The organism is Paramylibacter kogurei, from assembly GCF_002742285.1.
GTDB classification, from domain to species: Bacteria; Pseudomonadota; Alphaproteobacteria; order Rhodobacterales; family Rhodobacteraceae; genus Amylibacter; species Amylibacter kogurei.
Genome location: NZ_MDGM01000009.1, coordinates 150091 through 172428, shown reverse-complemented (window position 1 = coordinate 172428; position 22338 = coordinate 150091). Strand labels below are relative to the sequence as shown.

21 protein-coding genes and 1 tRNA gene are annotated in these 22338 nt (G+C 47.1%); 11 read left to right on the top strand and 11 right to left on the bottom strand.

What is annotated here, in order from left to right:
• Positions 1-91 precede the first annotated feature (91 nt).
• The 5 genes from BFP76_RS05070 to BFP76_RS05050 are packed head-to-tail and all read left to right on the top strand — an operon-like array spanning position 92 to position 5787.
• Complete coding sequence (locus BFP76_RS05070) at positions 92-1147, top strand: sugar phosphate isomerase/epimerase family protein (RefSeq protein ID WP_099592111.1); 1056 nt, start codon at positions 92-94, stop codon at positions 1145-1147.
• Complete coding sequence (locus BFP76_RS05065) at positions 1147-2307, top strand: Gfo/Idh/MocA family protein (protein WP_099592091.1); 1161 nt, start codon at positions 1147-1149, stop codon at positions 2305-2307. The genes BFP76_RS05070 and BFP76_RS05065 overlap by 1 nt, the downstream gene beginning before the upstream one ends.
• Positions 2304-3806, top strand: a complete 1503-nt coding sequence (locus BFP76_RS05060) for a sugar ABC transporter ATP-binding protein (protein WP_099592090.1) — start codon at positions 2304-2306, stop codon at positions 3804-3806. The genes BFP76_RS05065 and BFP76_RS05060 overlap by 4 nt, the downstream gene beginning before the upstream one ends.
• Positions 3803-4804 carry an ABC transporter permease gene (locus tag BFP76_RS05055; protein ID WP_099592089.1) on the top strand — a complete coding sequence of 334 codons (1002 nt, stop codon included), beginning with the start codon at positions 3803-3805 and terminating at the stop codon, positions 4802-4804. The genes BFP76_RS05060 and BFP76_RS05055 overlap by 4 nt, the downstream gene beginning before the upstream one ends.
• A 23-nt stretch (positions 4805-4827) precedes the next feature.
• On the top strand, positions 4828-5787 hold the full coding sequence (locus BFP76_RS05050) for an ABC transporter substrate-binding protein (protein ID WP_099592088.1): 960 nt from the start codon (positions 4828-4830) through the stop codon (positions 5785-5787).
• A 39-nt stretch (positions 5788-5826) separates the two neighbouring features.
• Here BFP76_RS05050 and choV read toward each other — a convergent pair whose 3' ends face one another.
• From choV to BFP76_RS05035, 3 genes are all read right to left on the bottom strand, one after another.
• Positions 5827-6861, bottom strand: a complete 1035-nt coding sequence (gene choV, locus BFP76_RS05045) for a choline ABC transporter ATP-binding protein (protein WP_099592087.1) — start codon at positions 6859-6861, stop codon at positions 5827-5829.
• Positions 6858-7697, bottom strand: coding sequence for a choline ABC transporter permease subunit (choW, locus tag BFP76_RS05040; RefSeq protein WP_099592110.1), 840 nt, complete (start codon positions 7695-7697; stop codon positions 6858-6860). Before choW ends, choV begins: the two co-directional genes overlap by 4 nt.
• 73 nt (positions 7698-7770) lie before the next feature.
• Complete coding sequence (locus tag BFP76_RS05035) at positions 7771-8697, bottom strand: choline ABC transporter substrate-binding protein (RefSeq protein ID WP_099592086.1); 927 nt, start codon at positions 8695-8697, stop codon at positions 7771-7773.
• A 276-nt stretch (positions 8698-8973) separates the two neighbouring features.
• Here BFP76_RS05035 and BFP76_RS05025 point away from each other — a divergent pair, with 276 nt between their 5' ends.
• From BFP76_RS05025 to BFP76_RS05010, 4 genes are all read left to right on the top strand, one after another.
• Entirely contained in the window at positions 8974-9252 is a 279-nt protein-coding gene (locus BFP76_RS05025) for a hypothetical protein (RefSeq protein WP_133117390.1), read from the top strand.
• 348 nt (positions 9253-9600) lie between these two features.
• Positions 9601-10560: a glycosyltransferase family 2 protein gene (locus BFP76_RS05020; protein ID WP_165775665.1), complete on the top strand. Its 960-nt coding sequence runs from the start codon at positions 9601-9603 to the stop codon at positions 10558-10560.
• The gene (locus tag BFP76_RS05015; protein WP_099592082.1) at positions 10561-11292 is read left to right on the top strand and encodes a class I SAM-dependent methyltransferase; all 732 of its coding nucleotides are present in this window, start codon (positions 10561-10563) and stop codon (positions 11290-11292) included.
• Between the two features lie 4 nt (positions 11293-11296).
• Positions 11297-13168: a GtrA family protein gene (locus BFP76_RS05010; RefSeq protein WP_099592081.1), complete on the top strand. Its 1872-nt coding sequence runs from the start codon at positions 11297-11299 to the stop codon at positions 13166-13168.
• Positions 13169-13305: 137 nt separating this feature from the next.
• Here BFP76_RS05010 and BFP76_RS05005 read toward each other — a convergent pair whose 3' ends face one another.
• From BFP76_RS05005 to BFP76_RS04980, 6 genes are all read right to left on the bottom strand, one after another.
• Positions 13306-14211 carry a hypothetical protein gene (locus BFP76_RS05005; protein WP_099592080.1) on the bottom strand — a complete coding sequence of 302 codons (906 nt, stop codon included), beginning with the start codon at positions 14209-14211 and terminating at the stop codon, positions 13306-13308.
• The gene (locus BFP76_RS05000; RefSeq protein ID WP_099592079.1) at positions 14201-14692 is read right to left on the bottom strand and encodes an RNase H family protein; all 492 of its coding nucleotides are present in this window, start codon (positions 14690-14692) and stop codon (positions 14201-14203) included. The genes BFP76_RS05005 and BFP76_RS05000 overlap by 11 nt, the downstream gene beginning before the upstream one ends.
• A 242-nt stretch (positions 14693-14934) precedes the next feature.
• Positions 14935-15567 (bottom strand): recombinase family protein, encoded by a 633-nt coding sequence (locus tag BFP76_RS04995; protein ID WP_099592078.1) that lies wholly within the window; start codon positions 15565-15567, stop codon positions 14935-14937.
• Between the two features lie 721 nt (positions 15568-16288).
• Positions 16289-18130, bottom strand: a complete 1842-nt coding sequence (locus tag BFP76_RS04990) for a site-specific integrase (RefSeq protein ID WP_133117389.1) — start codon at positions 18128-18130, stop codon at positions 16289-16291.
• An 81-nt stretch (positions 18131-18211) separates the two neighbouring features.
• Positions 18212-18287, bottom strand: a tRNA-Ala gene (locus BFP76_RS04985).
• Positions 18288-18360: 73 nt separating this feature from the next.
• Positions 18361-18699, bottom strand: coding sequence for a TIGR02300 family protein (locus BFP76_RS04980; RefSeq protein WP_099592109.1), 339 nt, complete (start codon positions 18697-18699; stop codon positions 18361-18363).
• Between the two features lie 139 nt (positions 18700-18838).
• Here BFP76_RS04980 and BFP76_RS04975 point away from each other — a divergent pair, with 139 nt between their 5' ends.
• Together BFP76_RS04975 and BFP76_RS04970 are read left to right on the top strand one after the other, a co-directional pair.
• Complete coding sequence (locus BFP76_RS04975) at positions 18839-19534, top strand: M48 family metallopeptidase (RefSeq protein WP_240513982.1); 696 nt, start codon at positions 18839-18841, stop codon at positions 19532-19534.
• Between the two features lie 36 nt (positions 19535-19570).
• The gene (locus BFP76_RS04970; RefSeq protein WP_099592076.1) at positions 19571-20224 is read left to right on the top strand and encodes a GntR family transcriptional regulator; all 654 of its coding nucleotides are present in this window, start codon (positions 19571-19573) and stop codon (positions 20222-20224) included.
• A gap of 172 nt (positions 20225-20396) precedes the next feature.
• On the opposite strand, the gene lpdA is transcribed toward BFP76_RS04970, so the two are convergent.
• Both lpdA and BFP76_RS04960 read right to left on the bottom strand, forming a co-directional pair.
• Positions 20397-21785, bottom strand: a complete 1389-nt coding sequence (lpdA, locus tag BFP76_RS04965; protein ID WP_099592075.1) for a dihydrolipoyl dehydrogenase — start codon at positions 21783-21785, stop codon at positions 20397-20399.
• 121 nt (positions 21786-21906) lie between these two features.
• Positions 21907-22302 carry an MAPEG family protein gene (locus tag BFP76_RS04960; protein WP_099592074.1) on the bottom strand — a complete coding sequence of 132 codons (396 nt, stop codon included), beginning with the start codon at positions 22300-22302 and terminating at the stop codon, positions 21907-21909.
• Positions 22303-22338 lie beyond the last annotated feature (36 nt).

Sequence of the window (22338 nt, the reverse complement as noted above, 5' to 3'; positions counted from 1 at the left end):
GCTTGTAAACGATTACATTTGAATTATGGTTCCATGTAAACGATTACATTGCAAGTTTTCGCAACGTTTTTGTGTCTTGGAGGAGACCACATTGAAAAAAATTAAAGGTCCTGCGCTATTCTTGGCGCAATTTGCGGGTGATGACGCGCCGTTCAATTCTTGGGATGATATTACCAAATGGGCGGCGGATTGCGGTTATGCGGGCGTACAGGTTCCATCGTGGGATGCACGCTTGATTGATCTTGATTTGGCGGCATCGTCCAAAGATTATTGCGATACATTTGTTGGCCAAGCACTGGACAATGGTGTGGATGTGACCGAGCTTTCCACCCATCTACAAGGGCAGTTGGTTGCAGTGCATCCTGCCTATGATTTGCAAATGGATGGGTTCGCCGCACCAAGTGTGCATGGTGATCCAAAGGCGCGCCAAGAATGGGCCGTCGATCAGGTGAAAAAGGCGCTAAAAGCATCGCAAAACATGGGAATCGGTGCCATGGCATCTTTTTCTGGTGCGTTGGCTTGGCCTTATGTTTACCCATGGCCACAACGCCCCGCCGGACTGGTTGAGGCGGCGTTTGACGAATTGGCAAAACGCTGGCGCCCAATTTTGGATTACGCAGATGATTGCGGGGTTGATATTTGTTACGAAATTCACCCGGGCGAAGATTTGCACGATGGTGTCACCTTTGAAATGTTCTTGGAACGCGTTGATAATCACGCGCGGTGCAACATGTTGTACGATCCATCGCATTACGTTCTGCAATGTCTGGATTATCTGGACAATATCGACATTTACGCCGATCGCATTCGCATGTTCCATGTGAAAGATGCGGAATTCAATCCAACAGGACGCCAAGGCGTTTATGGCGGATATCAATCTTGGGTCAATCGCGCAGGTCGGTTCCGAAGCCTTGGCGATGGTCAGGTTGATTTTGGCGCCGTGTTTTCAAAATTAACTGCAAATGATTTTGACGGCTGGGCGGTTGTTGAATGGGAATGTGCGTTGAAACATCCCGAAGATGGCGCACGCGAAGGTTCCGCATTTGTGCGCGATCACATCATTCGCGTGACCGACAAAGCATTCGATGATTTTGCCGATGGCGGTACGGATGATGTTCAAAACCGCAAAATGTTGGGGTTGGATTGATGGGCAAGTTCGAAAACCGCACGGGTAAAATCCGTCTTGGCATGGTTGGCGGGGGCAGTGGTGCCTTTATCGGTGGCGTGCATCGCATCGCCAGCCGTATTGACGATAAATATGAATTGGTCGCGGGCGCATTGTCATCAACACCTGAAAAAGCAGCAGCATCAGCCCAAGAAATTGGATTACCTGCTGATCGCAGCTATGCCAGTTATGTGGAAATGGCCAAACGTGAAGCACGCCTAAAAGATGGAATCGAGGCGGTTTCAATCGTCACGCCCAACCACATGCATTTCCCCGTGGCGCGCGAATTTTTAAAACGCGGCATCCATGTGATTTGTGACAAACCGCTTACGTCTACTTTGGCTGATGCCAAAAAAATGGCGGCGGTGGTTGATAAATCCAATGCACTGTTTGTGCTGACACATAATTACACCGCATATCCAATGATGCGCCAAGCGCGTGCAATGGTGCGTGATGGAACGCTTGGGAAAATTCGTGTGGTACAGGTGGAATATCCCCAAGATTGGATGACCGAACCCGCCGATGCCGATAACAAACAGGCCGATTGGCGCAACGATCCCGAACGAAGCGGCGCAGGTGGTGCAACAGGTGACATCGGCACCCATGCATATAACCTTGCGCGGTTTGTCACGGGGTTGGAACTGGAAAGTCTTGCCGCCGATTTGCAATATTTCGTTGAAGGGCGTCTGACCGATGACAATGCGCATGTGATGCTACGATTTAATGGCGGTGCGCGGGGCATGTTATGGTGTAGCCAGGTTGCCCCTGGCAATGAAAACGGGTTGCGCATTCGTGTGTTTGGCGAAAAGGGCGGGTTGGAATGGGCGCAAGAAAACCCAACCAATTTGTGGTTCACGCCAAATGGTGATCATAAACGCCTGATCACGCGAAATGGCGTTGGTAATCATGGTGATGCAATGCGTGTTTCACGCACACCTGCGGGCCACCCCGAAGGATTTTTCGAAGCTTTCGCCACGATTTATAGCGAGGCCGCACGTGCCATCATCGCCCATCGCACAGGTGATACCCCGCCCAGCGATGTGACATACCCAACCATTCATGACGGAGTCGAAGGTATGGCATTTATTGATGCCTGTGTGCGTTCATCCAAACGTAATGCCGCGTGGGTTTCAATCAAATGACCTCCCCCGTATTAGAAATACAAAATGTTTCGCGCAGCTTTGGACCAGTTCAGGTGCTGCATAACATAGATTTTGCGCTTCACGCTGGACAAGTCCACGCATTAATCGGTGAAAACGGTGCGGGAAAATCCACGACGATGAAAATTCTGGCGGGATATTTGCAGCCAAGCGCGGGGCAGGTGTTGTTGGATGGAATGCCTGTGCATTTTGCATCATCACAAGTCGCAGAAGATGCAGGCGTGATTATGATTCATCAGGAATTTAATCTGGCTCAACAACTTAGCGTGGCAGAAAATATATTCCTTGGGCGTGAAATTAAACGCGGGTTGTTGCTGGATCACACCGCCATGCATGATCAAAGCAAGGCATTGTTGGAACGCCTCAACTGTCCCGTTGATCCACGTGCGAAAATTTCGGAAATTTCAGTACCTAATCGTCAAATGGTCGAAATAGCCAAGGCATTGGGGCGTAAGGCGCGTGTGTTGATTATGGATGAACCCACCGCCGTACTAACCAGCCGAGAAACCGATATATTGTTGGAACAAATTGATCGGCTTCGCGAACAAGGCACTGCGATTTTATATACATCGCATAAGCTGGATGAAATCGCGCATATCGCCGATTACGTTACCGTTTTGCGCGATGGACATCAGGTGTTCGCAGATATCGCGGATGGGTTAAGCGAAGACCAAATGGCCGAAACAATGGTTGGGCGTGAACTGTCAAATCTGTTCCCTCCGTTACAAACACCCCAAGATGAAACCGTGTTAAGCGTTGATAATCTGTCCGTTGATGGCTGGGTTGAAAACGTTTCCTTTACCCTGAAAAAGGGCGAGGTTTTGGGCATCGCGGGGTTGGTTGGATCTGGGCGCACCGAAATGATGGAAGGTGTGGTTGGATTGCGCGCCGCCACAGGGCGGGTTGCAATTAACAACAATCCCCTAAAATCCAATTCCGTTTTGGCGGCACGTCAGGCGGGCATGGTTTATTTGACCGAAGATCGCAAAGAAAAGGGTTTGTTGCTACAGAAAAATCTGCGCGAAAACCTCACGCTTTTGGCGCTGGATAAATTGTCAGGTGTGTTCATCAATCGTCTTGGCGAAGAACAGGCACTGGACAACGCCATTGCCGAATTTGATATTCGCGCAGGGGATCGCGAAATGAATGCGGGCAACCTATCGGGTGGGAACCAGCAAAAATTATTGCTGGCAAAAACCATGCTGGCGGAACCTGATATTGTCATCATCGATGAACCCACGCGTGGCATCGATATTGGTACCAAGCAACAAATTTACGAATTCATCAATCAACTGGCCGCCAGCGGTAAATCCGTGATCGTGATTTCATCCGAAATGTCAGAGGTGATCGGTTTATCCAACCGCGTGATCGTGATGGCATCGGGGCGCGTCGCAGGTGAATTAACAGGCAAAGACATAAACGAGGGCACGATTGTACGTCTTGCCATGGGCATGACACAAAACAAGGCAACAGCAGCATGACAGATATAACAACCAGCGCACCACAGGCACAAAAACGCAAATTGAATTTTCATCTGCTTGGCCCCTTATTTGCGCTAATCGCGTTGATCATTTTGGGTGCATGTTTGAATTCAAACTTCTTAAGCTATGGCAATGTCACCAATGTTTTGGCGCGCTCTGCATTCATTGGCATCATCGCGGTTGGCATGACATTCGTGATTACATCGGGGGGCATTGATTTGTCCGTTGGATCAATGGCCGCGTTTATTGCGGGTGTGATGATCCTATCGATGAATTCATTAATCCCGATCATGGGGGTTGGGGTGCCGGTGATTATCATGGGCATGTTGATTGCCGCAATTTCAGGGTTTGCTGCAGGTTGGTTGAATGGATTTCTGATTGCAAAGGTCAGGATCGAGGCATTCATTGTTACCCTTGGCACTATGGGGATTTATCGATCATTGGTGACATGGCTTGCCGATGGTGGCACGCTATCGCTCAGCTTTGATTTGCGCGGTATTTACCGCCCCGTATATTACGATGGAATTTTTGGCATCAGTTGGCCGATCATCGTTTTTGCCGCGGTGGCGATTATCGGTGAAATCACCATGCGCCACACTCGTTTTGGCCGCCATTGTTCTGCCATTGGTGCAAACCAACAAGTCGCCGTTTATTCCGCGATCAAGGTAAACCGTGTACGCATCGCAACCTACGCCTTGCTGGGTGTTTTGGTTGGTCTTGCCACGATCATGTATGTGCCACGCCTTGGTTCAGCATCAGGATCAACGGGTGTTCTTTGGGAACTAGAGGCCATCGCCGCCGTGATCATCGGGGGCACTGCGCTCAAGGGTGGCACAGGGCGCGTTTGGGGCACCGTGATTGGTGTTCTGATCCTTAGCCTCATTGATAATATTTTAAACCTCGCGTCGATCGTATCCCCGTATTTGAACGGCACGATCCAAGGCGTGATTGTCATTCTCGCTGTTGTTTTACAGCGCGAAAAAAAGACCGCTGACTAGCGGTAAACCATGGGAGAAGAAAAATGAAACGCAGAGAATTCCTGACAACGGCTGCTGTTGCGGGTGCGGTTGGCACAGTTGCCAAAACCGCGAGCGCACAAGAGGTAACGCATCGCATCGGTGTGGCGATCCCTTCGGCCACACACGGGTTTATGGGTGGGTTGAATTTCCACGCCCAAGACACAATCAACCGTGTCAAAGAAACCTATCCACAGCTTGATTTTGTACTGGCCACGGCGGGTGATGCATCCAAAATGGTGAATGACATCGAAGATATGGTTGCCACGCGCGACATTGATGCGCTGGTTGTTTTGCCATTTGAAAGCGAACCACTAACATCACCGGTTCAGGCCGTGGCGGAACAAGGTATCTGGGTTACGGTTGTTGATCGTGGCCTGTCTGTTCCAGGCATCGAGGATTTATACGTTGCTGGTGACAATCCTGGATTTGGCCGTGTCGCGGGTGAATATTTCCGCGAAAATCTAACGTCGGGTCAAAAAATCGTTGTTTTGCGCGGCATTCCAACCACGCTTGATAATGAGCGCGTGGATGCATTCACCGCCGCGCTGGATGGGTCTGGTGTTGAAATTTTGGACATGCAGCACGGCAATTGGAACCGCGATGATGCGTTCAACGTGATGCAAGATTTCTTGTCGAAATACAGCGAAATCGACGCGGTCTGGGCAGCGGATGATGATATGGCCATTGGCGTGATGGAGGCCATCGCACAAGCCGGACGCACCGAAGAAATGTGGATTGTTGGCGGTGCCGGCATGAAAGAGATCATTGGGCGCATCCGTGATGGTGATCCACAGTTGCCTGTGAACGTGACATACCCACCTGCGCAAATTTCATCGGCGATTGAAATGACCGCACTTGGGTTGGTTTCAGCGACACCGGTTTCAGGGCGGTTTATTATCGGGTCACAATTGGTGACACCTGAAAATGCTGCGGATTTCTATTTCCCAGACAGCCCGTTTTAATTTGAAAAAGGGTGTGGCGGTTTTCGCCACACCCGTTCACTATCCGTTGCTTTTGGGATCAAGCAATGCGCCAAGCGCGTCTTGTGCGGTTATCTCACCAATCAATTCCGACCCATCACTGACACAAACACAATCAACACCGCTGGATAATTGCGCCATCACATCGCGCACGGGGGTTTTGCTATCTACTGTATCTTTGGACGTTTTGCGTTTTGTCGGTTGCATAATATCCGACGCACGCAACACACCCATTGGGTTCATATGGGCCACAAAATCGGCCACATATTCATCCGCAGGATTGGCGACGATTTCTTGGGGTGTGCCACATTGCACGATGCGCCCACCTTCCATAATCGCGATGCGATCACCGATTTTGAAGGCTTCGTCCAAATCATGGCTAACAAATATAATCGTGCGTTTCAGTGTTGCTTGCAATTCCAGCAATTCATCCTGCAACCGTGTGCGGATCAATGGATCAAGCGCGGAAAACGGTTCGTCCATCAATAAAATCGGTGCCTCGGTTGCGAATGCACGGGCCAGACCAACACGTTGTTGCATACCACCAGATAATTCGCCAACCTTGCGATCGGCCCAATCCGACAGGCCAACCAGATCAAGCTGGTTTTTCACCCTCGTTGCCATTTCGGATTTATCCATCCCGTCCATTTCCAAGCCAAAACCAACGTTTTGCGCAACCGTGCGCCATGGCAACAGACCAAATTGTTGAAACACCATCGCCACACGATGCAAACGGATTTGGCGCAATGTCGCCTTGTCGGTTTTTGTGACATCGATCATTTCATCACCGTTGTTCACATGCACCGCACCGCGCACCACAGGATTCAACCCATTCACTGCGCGCAACAACGTGGATTTACCAGAACCCGACAAACCCATCAGAACCAAAATTTCACCTGTTCCAACGGTCAGCGAACAGTTGTGCACACCCAACACTTGGGCGGTTTGGTCTTGGATTTCAGAACGTGATAATCCTTGATCCATCAATGGAAGGGCCGTTTTTGGTTTGCCACCAAACACGATATTTACATTGTCGAAAATGACTGCATCGCTCATTTTTTCGGCTCCTCTACGCGCAACATACGATCAAGCATGATTGCGACCACAACAATGATAAATCCGCTTTCAAATCCAAGTGCGGTGTTTACCGTGTTCAATGCACGCACCACTGGCACGCCCAATCCATCGGCACCAACCAATGCAGCAATAACAACCATCGAAAGCGAGAGCATAATCGTTTGGTTCAACCCCGCCATGATCTGGGGCAGGGCATAGGGCAATTCAACTTTGAACAGCTTTTGTCGCGGCGTTGCGCCAAAACTTTCGGCGGATTCCAATAATGCAGCGGGGGTTGATGAAACACCAAGATGGGTCAAACGGATGGGGGCGGGCAGAACAAAAATCACCGTTGCCATTAATCCGGGCACCATGCCGATGCCAAAAAACACAATCGCAGGGATTAGGTAAACGAACGTGGGAAGGGTCTGCATCAAATCCAAAACGGGGCGTGCCCATGCGTATAATTTGGGACGATGCGCCATGGCGATCCCAATGGGAACACCAACAGCCATACAGACCACACATGCCGAGAGAACCAAGGTTAAACTCTCGGTGGTTTCTTCCCAATAATCTTGGTTCAAGATGAATAGAAAACCCAGCAAAACCAATAAACAAGTTTTCCAAGATCGCTGAAAAACCCATGTCAGCCCCACAAATGCCAATACCACCAACAACGGGTGGGGCGTTTGTAAAACCCATAAAATACCGTCAATCAATCCTTCGAGCGTGATTGATAAGAAATCGAAAAACCATTCAAGGTTTACCTGCAACCAGTCGAAAACCGCGCTGGCGGTTTTTCCAACTGGGATTTTATTGTCTGTAAGCCATTCCATGGCGCCACCCCCGCGTGGTTTGCCAAAAACAAACCCCGCCAACATGGGCGGGGTTTGAAATTAGTGTGGTCAATTATTGAAGCGCTGCTTTCACCGCTGCCATCGCATCGCCACCGTCCATGGTGGTAACACCGTCCAGCCAACCGTCCAACACGCCTGCATTCGCGCTTAGCCATGCTGTTGCAGCCTCAGCTGGGTCAGTGCCATCATTCAAAATCGCACCCATGATTTCGTTTTCCATGGCCAGCGTGAATGTCAGGTTGTTCAACAACGCGCCAACGTTTTTGCATTCATCAACGTAACCCGCACGTGTGTTTGTAAACACATTCGCACCACCCAAATTCGGGCCAAAGAAATCATCACCACCTGTCAGGTATGACATATCAAAATTGGCGTTCATTGGGTGTGGTTCCCAACCCAAAAATACGATTGGCTCGTCTTTTTTATCTGCCCGTGCAACCTGTGCCAACATGCCTTGCTCAGAGCTTTCTGCAACTTCGAAATCTTTCAGATCGAACGCGTTGTCATCGATCATGGATTGGATCAAACGGTTGCCGTCATTCCCTGGTTCGATCCCGTAAATTTTGCCACCCAACGCATCGGCATGTGCCGCGATATCGCCAAACCCTTTGATGCCCAGATCAGATGCAGCCTTGTTCACCGCCAATGTATATTTTGCACCCTCAAGGTTCATACCAACCGTATCAACGGTGCCGGCCTCGCGATATGATGCGATATCGCCTTCCATTGTTGGCATCCAGTTGCCAAGGAAAATATCGATGTCACCCTTAGCCAATGACGCATAGGTCACAGGAACGGACAAAACCTTGATATCCGTGTCATAACCAAGCGCATCCAACACAACCGTTGTCGCCGCCGTTGTTGCAGTGATGTCGGTCCAGCCAACGTCGGAAAATGAAACGCTGCCACAATCGGCCTGTGCCATGCTTGCCGTAGCTGTCAGTGCAACCGCACTGATGGATGTTTTGAATAGATTCATGATGATCTCCCTGTTTGTTATATTTGCCTTATGTGAACACAGGCAAAATTTTCATGCCATAACAAAACATGTGCAGCGGATGAATGATAGGGGGAAATTCGGCACAATTGCGCCCGTGGCGACATTTGCTGCTACCTAGGGGTGAATCGAATGGATGAATTAGGATAATTAGAAAACCGAGCCACCCTTGGGTGTAAAGATTTTTCAACGGGTTTTTGTTGCAATTGGGCTCGTGCTTGATCATGCTCAAACGTGAAAGATCTGAAAGGATGCCGCGTGTTCCAAAAAACCATTTTGACCGGATTGATTTGCGGTCTTGCTGCTTGTGCCGCTGATACTGGTGTCGTGGGTTCGGGTAAAAACCTATATTTCATCGAGAAACAACAAGCCACTGGTTTCCCCGGATTGGGCAATCTAAAGGCCGAAGTTTTTAACGAAGCCAATTCTTTTTGCACAAAAAAGGGAGGTCAATTCGAAGTATCAAAATCCTCAGAAACACAACCACCATACTTGCTTGGTAACTATCCAAGAGTATCACTAGAATTTCGTTGTTAGGATATTTTGGTGGAGCCTAGGAGGAACACGATACAAGAGTTGGTTTCTTTTAAAATCAATAGCTTAGGTTGTGATAGTTTTCAAGGCTGTAACAGCTCACTGTAACACTTTTTGTTCATTTTGATGAGTAAAGTATTGGTCTACATGTAGAAATTGCTCAATGTTTCTTATAGTTGATTTTGTACGATCAAACGTTGGTATAACTATTAGAGCTTCGTTAGACCGGGGGCGTCAGGAGATACTTTGATGGAAAGTCAAAATTCTCGGTCTTCGAGGTAAACGTTTCTTTTCGTGTTTTTTTGTCCTATTGAATTGCGAGAAGAATAAACTTTTTTTGTGGAGAATGTGTTGAAAGCGAATACGATAACACTGGTGGTTCCTGTTTTTAATGAAGAGAAGGCGATACCATTGTTTGTCGAACAATTGGAAACCTCGCTGTTCGAAATCAACTTAAAGAACTCTCGCAAATTTAAGTTTCAAATTTTGTTTGTTAATGACGGCTCCACAGATGCGAGCGAGTTTATTATTCGCAATGCAAAGATGACTAACGCAGAAATACAATTAGTAAGTTTATCCCGAAATTTTGGTAAGGAACGAGCCTTGTTTGCAGGGTTAACCTACGCACTTGGGGATGCTGTCATACCAATGGATGTTGATTTACAAGACCCACCAGAAGTTATCGAACAAATGTTAAACAAGTGGTCAGATGGTGCTTCGATTGTGAACGCAAAGAGAATATCACGTTCAGAAGATAGTTGGATGAAACGAACAACGGCGACAGCATTCTATCGTATTTTTAACTTTTTTGCTGAGCGGCCGATTCCTGAAAATGTTGGTGATTTTAGATTGCTTGATCGTCAAGTTGTTGATGCTGTTGTTCAAGTCGGGGATAAAATGCGTTTCAACAAAGAAGTGTTCTCTTGGGTTGGGTTTACGTCTGAACAGGTTGAATTTGAACGCCCGAAAAGATCGGACGGCACTGGCAAGTGGTCGGTCTGGAAATTGTGGAACTTGGCATTGGACGGAATCTTTTCATCAAGCACCATGCCGCTTCGATTGTGGGGGTACTTGGGTTTTTTGTTTTCTCTACTCGCGTTTGTTTATGTGATTTTCGTCATCGTTTTTACGGTCGTTTTTGGTCGCTCTGTTCCTGGTTATAGTTCAACTATTGTAATGATCCTGTTCTTTGGCGGTTTGAATCTGTTGTCCTTGGGTGTCTTGGGGGAATATATCGGACGCATATTTACCGAAGTGCGCGAACGACCCACGTTTATCGTTAAGTCAACGTTTGGTTTAGAGGAAGAGTAAATGGATACAGCAGCATATGCTCGTATGGGAGAGCAAGAGCACAAACATTGGTGGTTCGCTGCACGAAGAGAAATCATCGCCAAACTGATTACTTCTTCATGCGACTTACCAAAAAATGCTCGCTTGCTCGAAGCTGGATGTGGTACGGGTGGAAATTTATCGCTTCTTAGCGGATTTGGAAAGTTGGATGCTTTTGAATTTGACGAAACGTCGCGAACCACAGCACAGCTTAAGTCAGGCATGGATATTCCATTTGGTGCCCTCCCTGATGATGCGCCTTTTGCAGGAGAGGCATATGATTTGATTGCGCTATTAGATGTGCTGGAACACATCGAACATGATACAGCGTCGCTGACAGCTCTGGGCGAGAGATTGGATAAAAACGGGAGGATTTTGATTACTGTTCCCGCAATGCCGTGGCTTTGGTCAAAACACGATGTCGTTCACCATCATTTCCGCCGATATACACGTAATTCATTAAAACGCGCAGTCGAAAATGCAGGTTTAGAAGTTGAGGCTATTAGTTATTTCAACTGCTTTCTGTTTCCCTTTGCGTTGATGAAACGAGGGTTTGATAAACTTACGGGTTCATCTGCACCAGATGATGAAATTCCATCAGACTGGATGAACAAATTATTCTTTAGAATTTTTAGGGCTGAGCGCCACTTGGTAAGCCGCACATCATTGCCTTGGGGGCTGTCCCTGTACGCAATCGTCAAATTGAAAAAATAAAAATATGATCGGACAAATTGGGCGCTTTGGTGTGGTTGGGATTGTTGCTACACTTTTACACATTAGCGCGGCACTCATTTCTAAAGAAGTTTTTGGCCTTATTGCACAAACTGCAAATTTGATCGGCTTTGGCGTCGCATTCCTTTTTTCATTTGCAGGACACTTTCGTTTTACTTTTGCGGCTACCGGCTCTATTGAAGCTCACTTTACCAGATTTGCTTGCCTATCCATAGTTGCGTTTTTTCTGAGTTCCACAATCGTCTATTCGACCACATCGCATTTAAATTGGCCGTTTTGGGCATCAATATTAGTTGTTGGTTTAACCATACCCTTCGTTTCGTTTTTTATCTCAAAATATTGGGCTTTTGAAGATGCCGCACATCTGGAAAAAAGCACAATTTCTTATCAGGTGGTTATCCTTCTCGGCGTTCAATTGATTGCATATTATTATTGGATGTCTCTTGGGGATGTTAATCATGATACTGGTTGGTATCTGGTTGCGACACAAAAATGGCTTTCTGGTGCACAACTTTATGTGGATATAGTAGAGGTTAATCCTCCTTGGAATTTCTATCTAACGGTCCCCGTTATTTGGCTTTCAAAGCTTACAGGGCTGACTCCATCCAGTTCACATTTTGCATTTACGGGTTTCCTAACTTTAGTAAGTTTGACGTGGGTAAATAAGCTCCTGAGGCGATCAGGCGGTATGGCTAAAATCCCCGCGCTGATCACCACCCAATGCGCATTGATGGCGATACTTATCACTACGATTAACCAGCCAGGACAAAGAGAGCACATTTTTGTGCTATTCATTTTGCCATTGTTGTTTGGCGTTTACTGTCAAGTCTCGGGCGATTTAGTATCAAGAAAGGAACGCATATATCTCGCAATCTTTGCGGTGTTGGGAATTTGTATCAAACCGCATTTTACTTTGGTTCCGCTGTTCATTGCGATTTCAAATTCACTGATTCAAAAATCGTTTCGACCAATTTTCCAGATCGAAAACTGGATCATGTTTGCGGGCTGTTTATTTTATCTCATATTTGCGCGCTTGGTTCATCCTGAATTTTTTGCGGAATTGTTACCTGTAACTTTTGCTGTTTATGGAGAGTTCGGTTTCGGGATAAGCAGAGTTATAAGTCGAATACCTATTTACATCATCCTTTTACTATTTCTGTGTTGTATTAGCGTCGCTAGAAATGGCAAAATCTCGCAGGGGCCATTGATATTTGCTGCCGCTGTATTCTCAAGCTACGTAATTTATTGGGTGCAGGCGACTGGTTTCAATTATCAATCGTACCCGTTTTTTATATTTTCACTGATTTTTTGTGTCGTTGCTGTATTAAATGGGGCCAGCAACGCGCAAAAAATACTGTTTGCTTTGGCTGCCTTAGTTATGGCTTGGTCAATCCCCATAAAAGTTCGCTATAGCAACGGCTTTAAGTTTGAAGTTCGTCAACACCTAACGGGTATTCCCCAAGCTAGTTCAGTTTTATTTTTGTCCACCAATGTTAGCGCAGGCTTTCCCATCGTTATGCAAGAAAATTTAAACTGGGCGAGTCGTTTTCCTGCACAATGGTTCTTGCCTGGAGCTTTGAGCAAACTTGTTGGTGTCGACTGCACAAAAGAAACGGATCACTGTGCACAAATGAATGCGATTTTGGATCAAAACCGAGAGGCGAATACCAATGATCTGATAAACTCAAACGCAGAAATAATCATTGTAGATAATCGACAACGTAAGAGCTACATCAAAGGAACGAACTTTGATTATATCGATTTTATGTCTGCGGATAAAAGGTTCGTCAAAGAGTTCCAGAATTTTGAATTATTTCTTGAAACCAAACGTCTAAAATCATGGCGACGTAAGCATTAAATGAAGAGATTAACGGGGAAGTCTCAATCGGCTTCTTGGATATGGGGATTTCATGAGTTGTTATGGGGTATCCATATTAGACACTATAGTTATGGATACCCCTAAACGTTATCTTGAACGGTGATTTAACAGCTGTCTCAGTCCTCCCATTCTTCGACAAAACCTCCGTGATCATTAAGAATGCGTTCGATAATCTGATTATGCAGCTGAGAAGAATACCGATCCAATCCCAAGAGAAAGGTTTCAGGGTCAGACACAAGGCTCTTGCCAAAAGTAGCACCCATCCGCTTAGCAATGTCGATAGCCTTAATCTCTTGCTCATCGGGGGTAAAATCTCTTACCACTCTTCCTCCATTTGCGAACTCTAATGCTTCCGTCCAAGTTAGATCGATGGGCTTTGAGTTAAAAAGGATATTGGCGTTTGAAATCTTAAGATAAGCACTCCTCATTTTTGCAACTTGAGCCTCGCTTACTGTCACCCGCTTGGCCAACTCCTTCTTGGATATCTGCCATGAATTATCCTCAAGCGCATCAAGGCAAACTCGTCGCCAAGCAGCATTACTTCGTTCACTAGCGGTGAGAGGTTCAGAGATTTTCTTATTTGCTGATAAAGAGAGATCGAAGGCATCCTCAAAAGTACCCATGAAGACCTTAACAGGGACATAGAAGTTATCTGCTGTTTCACCTTCTTCTCCTATGTATCGTAGGTAGGCGGCGTATCGATGATGTCCATCTAGAATTGTCCACCGTCTGCCCGTAAACCAGATGATAATCGGGTCTAACCTACAATCTGTTTCAGCCCTCAAGTTCCTTAAAAGATTGTCAACGTGATACGTTACAGTTCCCGCGAGGTCTCGCCCTGCAAGCTCCCTTTGTTGAAATACTTGATATTCTATCGCGAGTTCACTTAAGGGCAACTTTCGGGGTTTGCGGAGTGGGGTAATACCAGAGGACAGCTCTCGCTTAATTCGCTCAAATGCTTCGTCTTTAGTTTCCGATATTTCATCAAAATCGAAGTGATCTATCGGTGTATTATCTCGCATTGTTTAGCTCCTCTTCGCTAGTGACACCGTTCTCGAACTTTCCGCTAACGGCGTTTTTTGCCAACTCGCTTGTTTGATCAAAAAGGCCGCCTTTGACGTGCTTAGTTTCACAAGTCATTTGTACCGTTCTGTTTTCACTCAATGCGTTTAGATTTTTCCATTGCTCCTTGTTGGTTATTGGCTTCCCATCTGTCTTCTTCCAGCCATTCATCCGCCACCGAGAGAGGAGTTTACTAAAACTCTCATGGAGGCTCTTGTTGTTTGTGATTATTGTTATCTCGCTTCCCTCTGGGACGCTTTGAAGACCATAGATAACGGCGTTTAGTAATCCTTCGTGTATACTTGAGGTTTTGTACCGTGCGGATTTACGTGTTTCGTTTAGTAAACTGCCTTCGTTGTGATCTTGACGGATTAGTGCAACACCACATTTACGGGCATCTACATTACATGATGCGGCAACAAAGAGTTTAGTAGATTTCATTGGTTTTGTTCTTTCTAATATTTTGATTGAACAAACGAAAAGAACCCACAGAGTGACCTGAGAGTTCTTTGATTACGTTTGCGATTTGGGTCGTATTTAAGAACTTGAGGCGTTCTAATAATACTCCTGTGCAACCTAATTATTATTGTAGAAATTGGATTGTTTGTCGTACTTAACGCTCATCAAAATTTTGCGGCTCGATAGTTAGCAATCAAAAAAACAAATAAGAAACACGACCCCAACTACATCCCCCATCTTAGTAAAGCAGCCTCACATCCTTGAGGGTCTCCCACAATCCTCAACACGGTCTGTCGGGTCAATCCTGTAGCCTTAGCAATCTGTGAAGTTCCTGCACCTGTACCATTCATATCCTGAACCTTTGTAAAAGCCTCACGGTTATAGCTGGGCTTCTTCCCTCGGTATTTGCTCACATCACCCTTAGCAGCCTCTATACCCGCTCTCTGAGCTTCTTTGGTGGCTTCTGCTTGCGCCTGTGCTGTTGCAGCCATAAAGGCGATCAGTGCGTCTCTAACGGCCTCTTGCATGGGGTCTTTGGTGGCTCCGTCAAAGGTCATGTTGTTGATCACGGTGCGGATGATTACACCTTGGCGCATGAAGTGCCTGATGGTGTCTGTTACGTCCTGATAATTACGCCCTAGGCGATCCACCCAACGCACCACAAGGGTATCCCCTGATCTAAGCTTATCAAACAACCTCTTGCCCTCTGTACGGTCTTTGAGCTTCGTGCCAATGCCAGAGATACCATGATCGGCAACCACGTCATCAATCGTAAACCCTGCATTCTCTGCTTGGGTCTTTTGATGAGCGATATTCTGATCGGTAGTTGAAACACGTGCGTAGAGTATGGTTGCCATTTGATCTTCCTTTGGGTGTCCGTTAGGGTATTGACCATTTGATATAGTGTACGATTAAAAATGTAAACCCTTACGGATAAAAAATAGAATACCTTTTCAGTGACCATTGAAGTATACCCTAATGGACAAAAGCTAAATGCGCTGGGCTTGTTCTAGTTGTACCCCACGGTCATTCTAAATCTCAGTTTTAAACCCCTAGGCTACTCACGAAGTTCTTTCGGGATGTTGTGAATGAAGGGCTAGGGGGACGGGGGGGATTTGTGGAAGGCTGCTAACCATATACCATTTCAAATTTATGACCCAAAAATACTCTGACCCTATTTCATAAAAGGGATGATGAAGATGAGATCAGGTCAAAAGGGCTTGGCAATGAACTTCATCCCTAAGTAAACTTAACAGTGTCTAAGTGAGTTTCTATGTTCAATTGACCATGAGCCTAGACAATTAGCTGATCATCTTTCATCTGATTAAATTAAATGAACTGAGGTTCGCTTCAAGTGCTAACTGATAAGTATAAGTTAAAGAGAACTTATAAGTTAGGGGGAATAGGATGAGGATAGGTAATACTTTAAAGCTAACTCTTAGAGTAACTCTTAAAGTAACTTTGAGAGTTTCATTTCCTTCTCCTGTGCAACTTAATTATTTCACCTTTATTAGATGACAATGACTGCCTGTAACTTGATGCAGCTTCGAGATGATTTTGTTGGTCAATTGGGTCTACTCAGTCAAGTTTTCCTGAAAAGAGGTGACGTAAGTTCAGCCCTTCATATTCAATTGCGTGTATTGCTTTTTGTAGCGTTTTTAGCTGGATATCACGTGAACCATACCTTGCTCTCATTCCTGTCGAGCTACGCCCAGTGATCGCGTCTTTCGTGTCAATGTGTAGCTGTGCATTGCCACACGCATCTTCGAAGTTGTGTCTAAAGCTATGAAAGTTAGTTTTTGCGGTCTTGGCATCACATAGCTTCAAGAACCTGCTAAAGTGCTTTGAGAAATGATCAGAGTAACTACCATCCGCGCCAATCTTGATGGATGGGAAAAGCCGTGTTTCTCCTGATTGTTTCATTTCTCTTACAAATTTCAAAAAACCGATGTCGATCAATGTCGGGTGGATCGGAATCTTTCGTTGGGCATTTGGTGACTTAATTCCTTTATCACCCACGTTGCGCTCGTTCGCTAATTTACCATTGATGTCGAGGTAGGGAATTTTATCTGCTTCTTTGATGTCATCAATTTCAAGTTGGCATAGTTCGCTTAAACGTCCACCTGAAAATAACCCGAGTAGGGGTATCCAGAACTTAGGACTCCCTTTTATCAGTTGCGTTCCTGACCGTGACCAGTGCGTTTCTGAAAGGCACCCTGTGAATACTGGCGCGTTAAATATCTTTTCGAGTTGTTCATTGGAAAACGGGTCTCGGGCTTCGCGAGGGTTGCTTCGAATGTTGTATTTGAGACCTCTCAATGGTTGAGGCGCATTATCATCGAAGTAATGGGCATCTACCCAATTCCAAAACAAGCTAACTTTGCCGATTCCTTTGTTGATGTTTTCGAAACTCATCGGCTCAAGCTGCAATTCGGACGCCCTTGCAGAAGCCTTGTGAATATCAAGATGTTTGAGTTCTTTTCGAATGCGCCAGCTTGGAGGAAGGCGACTAAAGGTTTCCTTGAACAGCCGCCCATCAGCTTTGTTGTACTGATCTAGATGTTTGTCACCACAAACCTCAAGGAAGTTATTTACCCAAGATAAATTGCTCCGTTTCGTTTTGTCACTCCAGCCATGTTCTACGGCTTTAACCCACTGAGCCACGGCTTCACTTAGGTTGGGATGCTCAGAGGCCGTCAGCGCTTCAACCTGAGTCAGTGAGTCCACCTTGGGGGTATCGACTATGTTCCCCTCATTTCTAGCTTGTTTCGCCTTGGAGACCCTTAGGGATGCCTTGTTCAATTCGTGGTAAAGTAGCTTTCGGCTTGGAGAATCTGGAGCTAACCGATGTTCTAGTCCTGCTCGCTTAAGTAAATCTTCTGCTTCTTCGATAATGTGCTCGTCAAAAATACCTCTTGCGAGATCGTGTTTGATCATGTCTTCGACGCATTTTTCAATTTCAACGCTTTCTTCAAAAGATAAGCGCGTTAGATATTTAAAACTTGTGCTGTCGTAAGGCGCATTTTCGGCCTCTTGGAATTCTGCGTATGTCATCGTTGACGGCGTTTCTTCGGTGTCCACGCGAAAACCTTCTATTCGGTAGTCCTCATCTCGTGCTAATCGGGTAGCAGCATAGACTTGTCCCAAGTGGTTTATTTGTTCTTCTGAAAGTTCCTCAAAATCCTGAATGGTGTTTCTAGAAAGTGCTCTGCGATGAGCGTCAAAACGTTCGTCAACTTCGACAGCTTTGATCCTGACTAACCTTAAGGCTTCGGCGCTGTCTTTTGTTCTAAGCGAGAAGGTTTCTTCTTTTTTACCATAGGTCTTTGCGATGTCCTTGGGGACAGTTGCACGGTGATAATAAGTCGCGTTTCTGCGGTAGAGTCGGGTATGTCCAGTCATCTTTTCAAGGTTGCTCACTGTAACACTCCAATGTAGCAGTTCTCTCAAAAAGCACTTATTTTACAGTAACTTGCTGATATGTCAGAAGAAAAAATAAGTTGGTGGAGCCTAGGAGGATCGAACTCCTGACCTCTTCGCTGCCAGCGAAGCGCTCTCCCAGCTGAGCTAAGGCCCCACGATGTTCGGTTCAAACCACCGAACAAGGGTTATCTATGAAACTGCGCTTGGGCTTGCAAGCGCAAAATCAATTATTCGTCGTCGCCTGTAGAAACGTCTTTGATTTCTTCGAGCGGAACGGTGTCATCGTCATCGTCTTCCAACACGTCATCGCCCAAATCTACATCGATATCTGTATCGTCATCATCCAATACATCGACATCATCTGCCAGATCATCCTCGGTGGCTGCCTTAACGGATTCTTTATCCGCTTTGTCCGTCATGGATGTTTTGGATTTGTCATAGGCAAAAAATGACACGGGGTATTCTTCGCCTGTGTATGGGCTTACGATTGGGTCTTTGCCCAAATCATAGAATCGTTTTCCAGTTTCTGGGCAAACGCGCTTTACGCCCCATTCTTCTTTGGCCATTGGGTTATCCTTGGGTGAATTTTGCAAATTTCTGACGCCAATTGCCATAACACGGGGGGCTTGTCAAAGGGGATTCGATCACAGTTTGCACAAGCACCGTGTGATTTCGCCAATTGCGCTTGGGCTTGGATTTGATAAAATGCGGTTAATGACAGAAACCATCCGCATTGGCGATCCGCCGATTACTATATTTTTGCGTCACAACACGCGTGCGAAACGCTATTCGCTGCGCATCGCGAACAAGGATGGCAAGGTGAGTCTGACCATGCCACGTTGGTCCAATCTGCGCGATGCAACCAAATTCGCCCAAGAACAAGAAGGCTGGCTTCGCAAGCATCTTTCAAAGCGTGTGCAACCCATTGTGCCGGTATTTGGCGGCAAGATCATGTTTGATGGGTTTAATGCGCCAATCGAACACGGGAGCGGGCGCTCTGTGCGGTTTGAGGATGGTATTTTATATGTGCCCGGGCGCGACGAACAATTGATTGGCAAGCTTAAAGGTTATTTCAAAACCGTGGCGCGTGAACGTCTTGTTCATGCATCGGAATATTACGCTGGCAAGCTTGGGCGTACAATTGGGAGCGTTTCAATCCGCGATACTCGTTCGCGTTGGGGATCGTGTTCATCCGAGGGTAATTTGATGTATTCATGGCGCTTGGTCATGGCCCCGCGCGAGGTTCAGGTTTACGTTGCCGCGCACGAGGCTTGTCATTTGATCGAGATGAACCATTCGGATGCCTATTGGGCCTTGGTTGAAAAGGTTTACCCAGATTATAAGCCACAGCGCCAATGGCTTAAGCGCAATGGTGCCTTGCTGCATAGCTATCAGTTGTAGCTTGACGCGATGCTTAAACGTGATCACAAACATCACATGACAACACCAGAACCCCGCCGCGAAAACGTGACCCCATCCCATGAATTGGTTTATCGCAGTTTGCGATCATCCATCATGCACGGCGAAATGGCACCTGCGCAATCTGTCACGATCCGTGGCATTGCGGATACCTATGGGGTGAGCATGACGCCTGCACGCGAAGCGGTGCGTCGTCTAAGCGCCGAAGGAGCGTTGCAAATATCGTCAACAGGGCGGGTGTCCACGCCCGCGCTCACCAACGAGCGGATCGAAGAACTCGCATCCATTCGCGCGCTAATGGAACCCGAAATGGCCAGCCGTGCCTTGCCCCGTGTGCATCTGAATTTGATTGAACGTTTAGGGCGGATCAACAATCTGATTGATCAGGCGATTGTTAAGGATGACGCGATCACATATGTGCGCACCAATTTGGAATTTCACCGCACATTATATCTGCGCGCCCAAGCGCCTGCGATGCTGGCGATTGTGGAAACAGTTTGGTTGCAATTGGGGCCAACGATGCAGGCGCTTTATGCCCGTTTGCAACGGCGCGAGGCATCGAACCACCACCGCACCGCGCTGGCGGCGATGAAGGCGGGGGATGAACCATCGCTGCGCCTTGCCATCCGTGCGGATGTGACACAAGGGTTGCGCATGTTGGCCAACGAATAAATTTCGAAAATCTGCGACGGAATGGTTTTGCTGGTGCGTATTACTTGATGAATACGCTAACCCCTTGGCGTATTTATCTGCCTCTCTTACCCCTTGCGAGGCAAAAATAACTCCCTCTGGCGATGGATGAGCAAGCGTCGCCAGAGGGTTTTTTATTGCATTAAATCAACGCCTAAGCGTGGATTGCCCCATCGCCACAGGCCAATGCTGCTTCGCGCATGGCTTCTGAAAATGTGGGGTGGGCGTGGCATGTCATGGCAACGTCTTGGGCGGATGCGCCAAATTCCATTGCGACACAAATTTCATGGATTAAATCACCCGCAGATGGGCCGATCAAATGACAGCCCAAAATCCGGTCTGTTTTGGCGTCCACCAACAGTTTTACAAAACCTTCGCCTTGGAACACGGCCTTGGCGCGGCCATTGCCCATGAATGTGAATTTTCCGACCTTGAAATCAACGCCTTCGTCTTTCAATTCTTCTTGGGTTTTGCCCACGGATGCGACCTCTGGCGTGGTGTAGATCACACCGGGGATCACGCCGTAATTCACATGGCCATGTTTGCCTGCGATCACCTCGGCGACGGCCATGCCTTCGTCCTCTGCCTTATGCGCCAACATGGGGCCTTCGATTACGTCACCAATTGCGAAAATGCCATCAACATTTGTGCGCCATTGATCGTCGGTTTTGATTTGCCCACGTTCGGTCAATTCACCGCCCAGACCATCAAAGCCAAGGTTATCCATGAATGGTTTGCGCCCCGTTGCCACCAAAACAACATCGGCATCAATGCTGGCATCTGATTCATCTTTGCGCAGTTTGTAATTCACTGTGGCCTTGGTTTTCTTCGCGTCAACCGATTGCACGGCCGCGCCCAAAACAAAGTTAAGTCCTTGTTTTTTCAGGGTTCGTTGCAAGGTTTTCGCAACCTCTGCGTCCATGCCAGGGGTGATGTGATCCAAGAATTCAACAACCGTCACCTCTGTGCCAAGGCGGGCATATACGCTGCCCATTTCAAGGCCAATGACGCCTGCGCCAATCACAACCATTGATTTTGGAACCTTTGGCAATTCCAATGCGCCCGTGGATGTCACAACGACCTTTTCGTCGATTTCGATACCGGGCAATGACGATGGTTCGGACCCTGATGCGATGACGATATTTTTCGCTTTATGCACGTCTTTGCCAACGGTGACTTCGCCTTTGGCGGTGATTTTTCCCCAGCCTTTCAGCCAGTCAATTTTATTTTTCTTCATCAAGAATTCAACGCCAGATGTGTTCTGTGCGATCACGCCTGATTTATATTCTTGCATGGTTTTAAAATCGACGGATGGGGATTTGCCCATCAGACCCATTTTGGTGAAATTATGGGTGGCTTCGTGATACATATGTGATGCATGAAGCAATGCTTTGGATGGGATACAGCCCACGTTCAAACAGGTGCCGCCAAGGGTTTCGCGCCCCTCGACAATTGCGGTTTTCAGCCCCAGTTGCGCACAGCGAATTGCACAGACATAGCCGCCCGGGCCTGAACCGATTACGATGACATCATATTCTGACATGGATGTTAACCTTTCGTCGAATTGCCGCAAATACGGCGTATGGAATCCGTGTGACATGTGGCGGACAAGCGTAGGACACGCGTCGGACACATTCGGATTGTGGTGTTTAGTGTAAGTTTAATCATACCAATGCTGCGATCAACATGATTGTGGTGGCAATAACCCCTGTCAGCCAAATGTATGACCGCCATGGTGTCAGCCCGTAAACATAGGCGGGGATATATAAAACTCGCGCGGCCAAGAATACCCAAGCACAGGTCGCCGTCAGCGGTGTTGATTGTCCGCTGATTGCAATGATGCCTGCGGCAATGCCAAACAACATCAGATTTTCAAGCGAGTTGTTATAGGTGCGATAAACCCGCGCCGTTTTCCCCGTGATCTGATCGGAAAAATCCGTATCCCGTTTGCCCATGGTCATATAGCGGGGCAATTGCACATTGGCACAAATCACCAAAAGGGTCAGCGTGCCAACGTGTAGCAATGCAGCAAGGGTAAGGGCGGTGATTTCTGGGGTCATTTACGCGGCCTTAAAACGGGCGCGGCCCGACGTTGC

Excerpts from the sequence above, each read along its gene's own strand:
- BFP76_RS05065 (WP_099592091.1), top strand. The coding sequence starts at position 1,147 with ATGGGCAAGTTCGAAAACCGCACGGGTAAAATCCGTCTTGGCATGGTT.
- BFP76_RS05060 (WP_099592090.1), top strand. The coding sequence starts at position 2,304 with ATGACCTCCCCCGTATTAGAAATACAAAATGTTTCGCGCAGCTTTGGA.
- BFP76_RS05055 (WP_099592089.1), top strand. The coding sequence starts at position 3,803 with ATGACAGATATAACAACCAGCGCACCACAGGCACAAAAACGCAAATTG.
- BFP76_RS05050 (WP_099592088.1), top strand. The coding sequence starts at position 4,828 with ATGAAACGCAGAGAATTCCTGACAACGGCTGCTGTTGCGGGTGCGGTT.
- choV (WP_099592087.1), bottom strand. The coding sequence starts at position 6,861 with ATGAGCGATGCAGTCATTTTCGACAATGTAAATATCGTGTTTGGTGGC.
- choW (WP_099592110.1), bottom strand. The coding sequence starts at position 7,697 with ATGGAATGGCTTACAGACAATAAAATCCCAGTTGGAAAAACCGCCAGC.
- BFP76_RS05035 (WP_099592086.1), bottom strand. The coding sequence starts at position 8,697 with ATGAATCTATTCAAAACATCCATCAGTGCGGTTGCACTGACAGCTACG.
- BFP76_RS05015 (WP_099592082.1), top strand. The coding sequence starts at position 10,561 with ATGGATACAGCAGCATATGCTCGTATGGGAGAGCAAGAGCACAAACAT.
- BFP76_RS05010 (WP_099592081.1), top strand. The coding sequence starts at position 11,297 with ATGATCGGACAAATTGGGCGCTTTGGTGTGGTTGGGATTGTTGCTACA.
- BFP76_RS05005 (WP_099592080.1), bottom strand. The coding sequence starts at position 14,211 with ATGCGAGATAATACACCGATAGATCACTTCGATTTTGATGAAATATCG.
- BFP76_RS05000 (WP_099592079.1), bottom strand. The coding sequence starts at position 14,692 with ATGAAATCTACTAAACTCTTTGTTGCCGCATCATGTAATGTAGATGCC.
- BFP76_RS04995 (WP_099592078.1), bottom strand. The coding sequence starts at position 15,567 with ATGGCAACCATACTCTACGCACGTGTTTCAACTACCGATCAGAATATC.
- BFP76_RS04980 (WP_099592109.1), bottom strand. The coding sequence starts at position 18,699 with ATGGCCAAAGAAGAATGGGGCGTAAAGCGCGTTTGCCCAGAAACTGGA.
- BFP76_RS04975 (WP_240513982.1), top strand. The coding sequence starts at position 18,839 with ATGCGGTTAATGACAGAAACCATCCGCATTGGCGATCCGCCGATTACT.
- BFP76_RS04970 (WP_099592076.1), top strand. The coding sequence starts at position 19,571 with ATGACAACACCAGAACCCCGCCGCGAAAACGTGACCCCATCCCATGAA.
- lpdA (WP_099592075.1), bottom strand. The coding sequence starts at position 21,785 with ATGTCAGAATATGATGTCATCGTAATCGGTTCAGGCCCGGGCGGCTAT.
- BFP76_RS04960 (WP_099592074.1), bottom strand. The coding sequence starts at position 22,302 with ATGACCCCAGAAATCACCGCCCTTACCCTTGCTGCATTGCTACACGTT.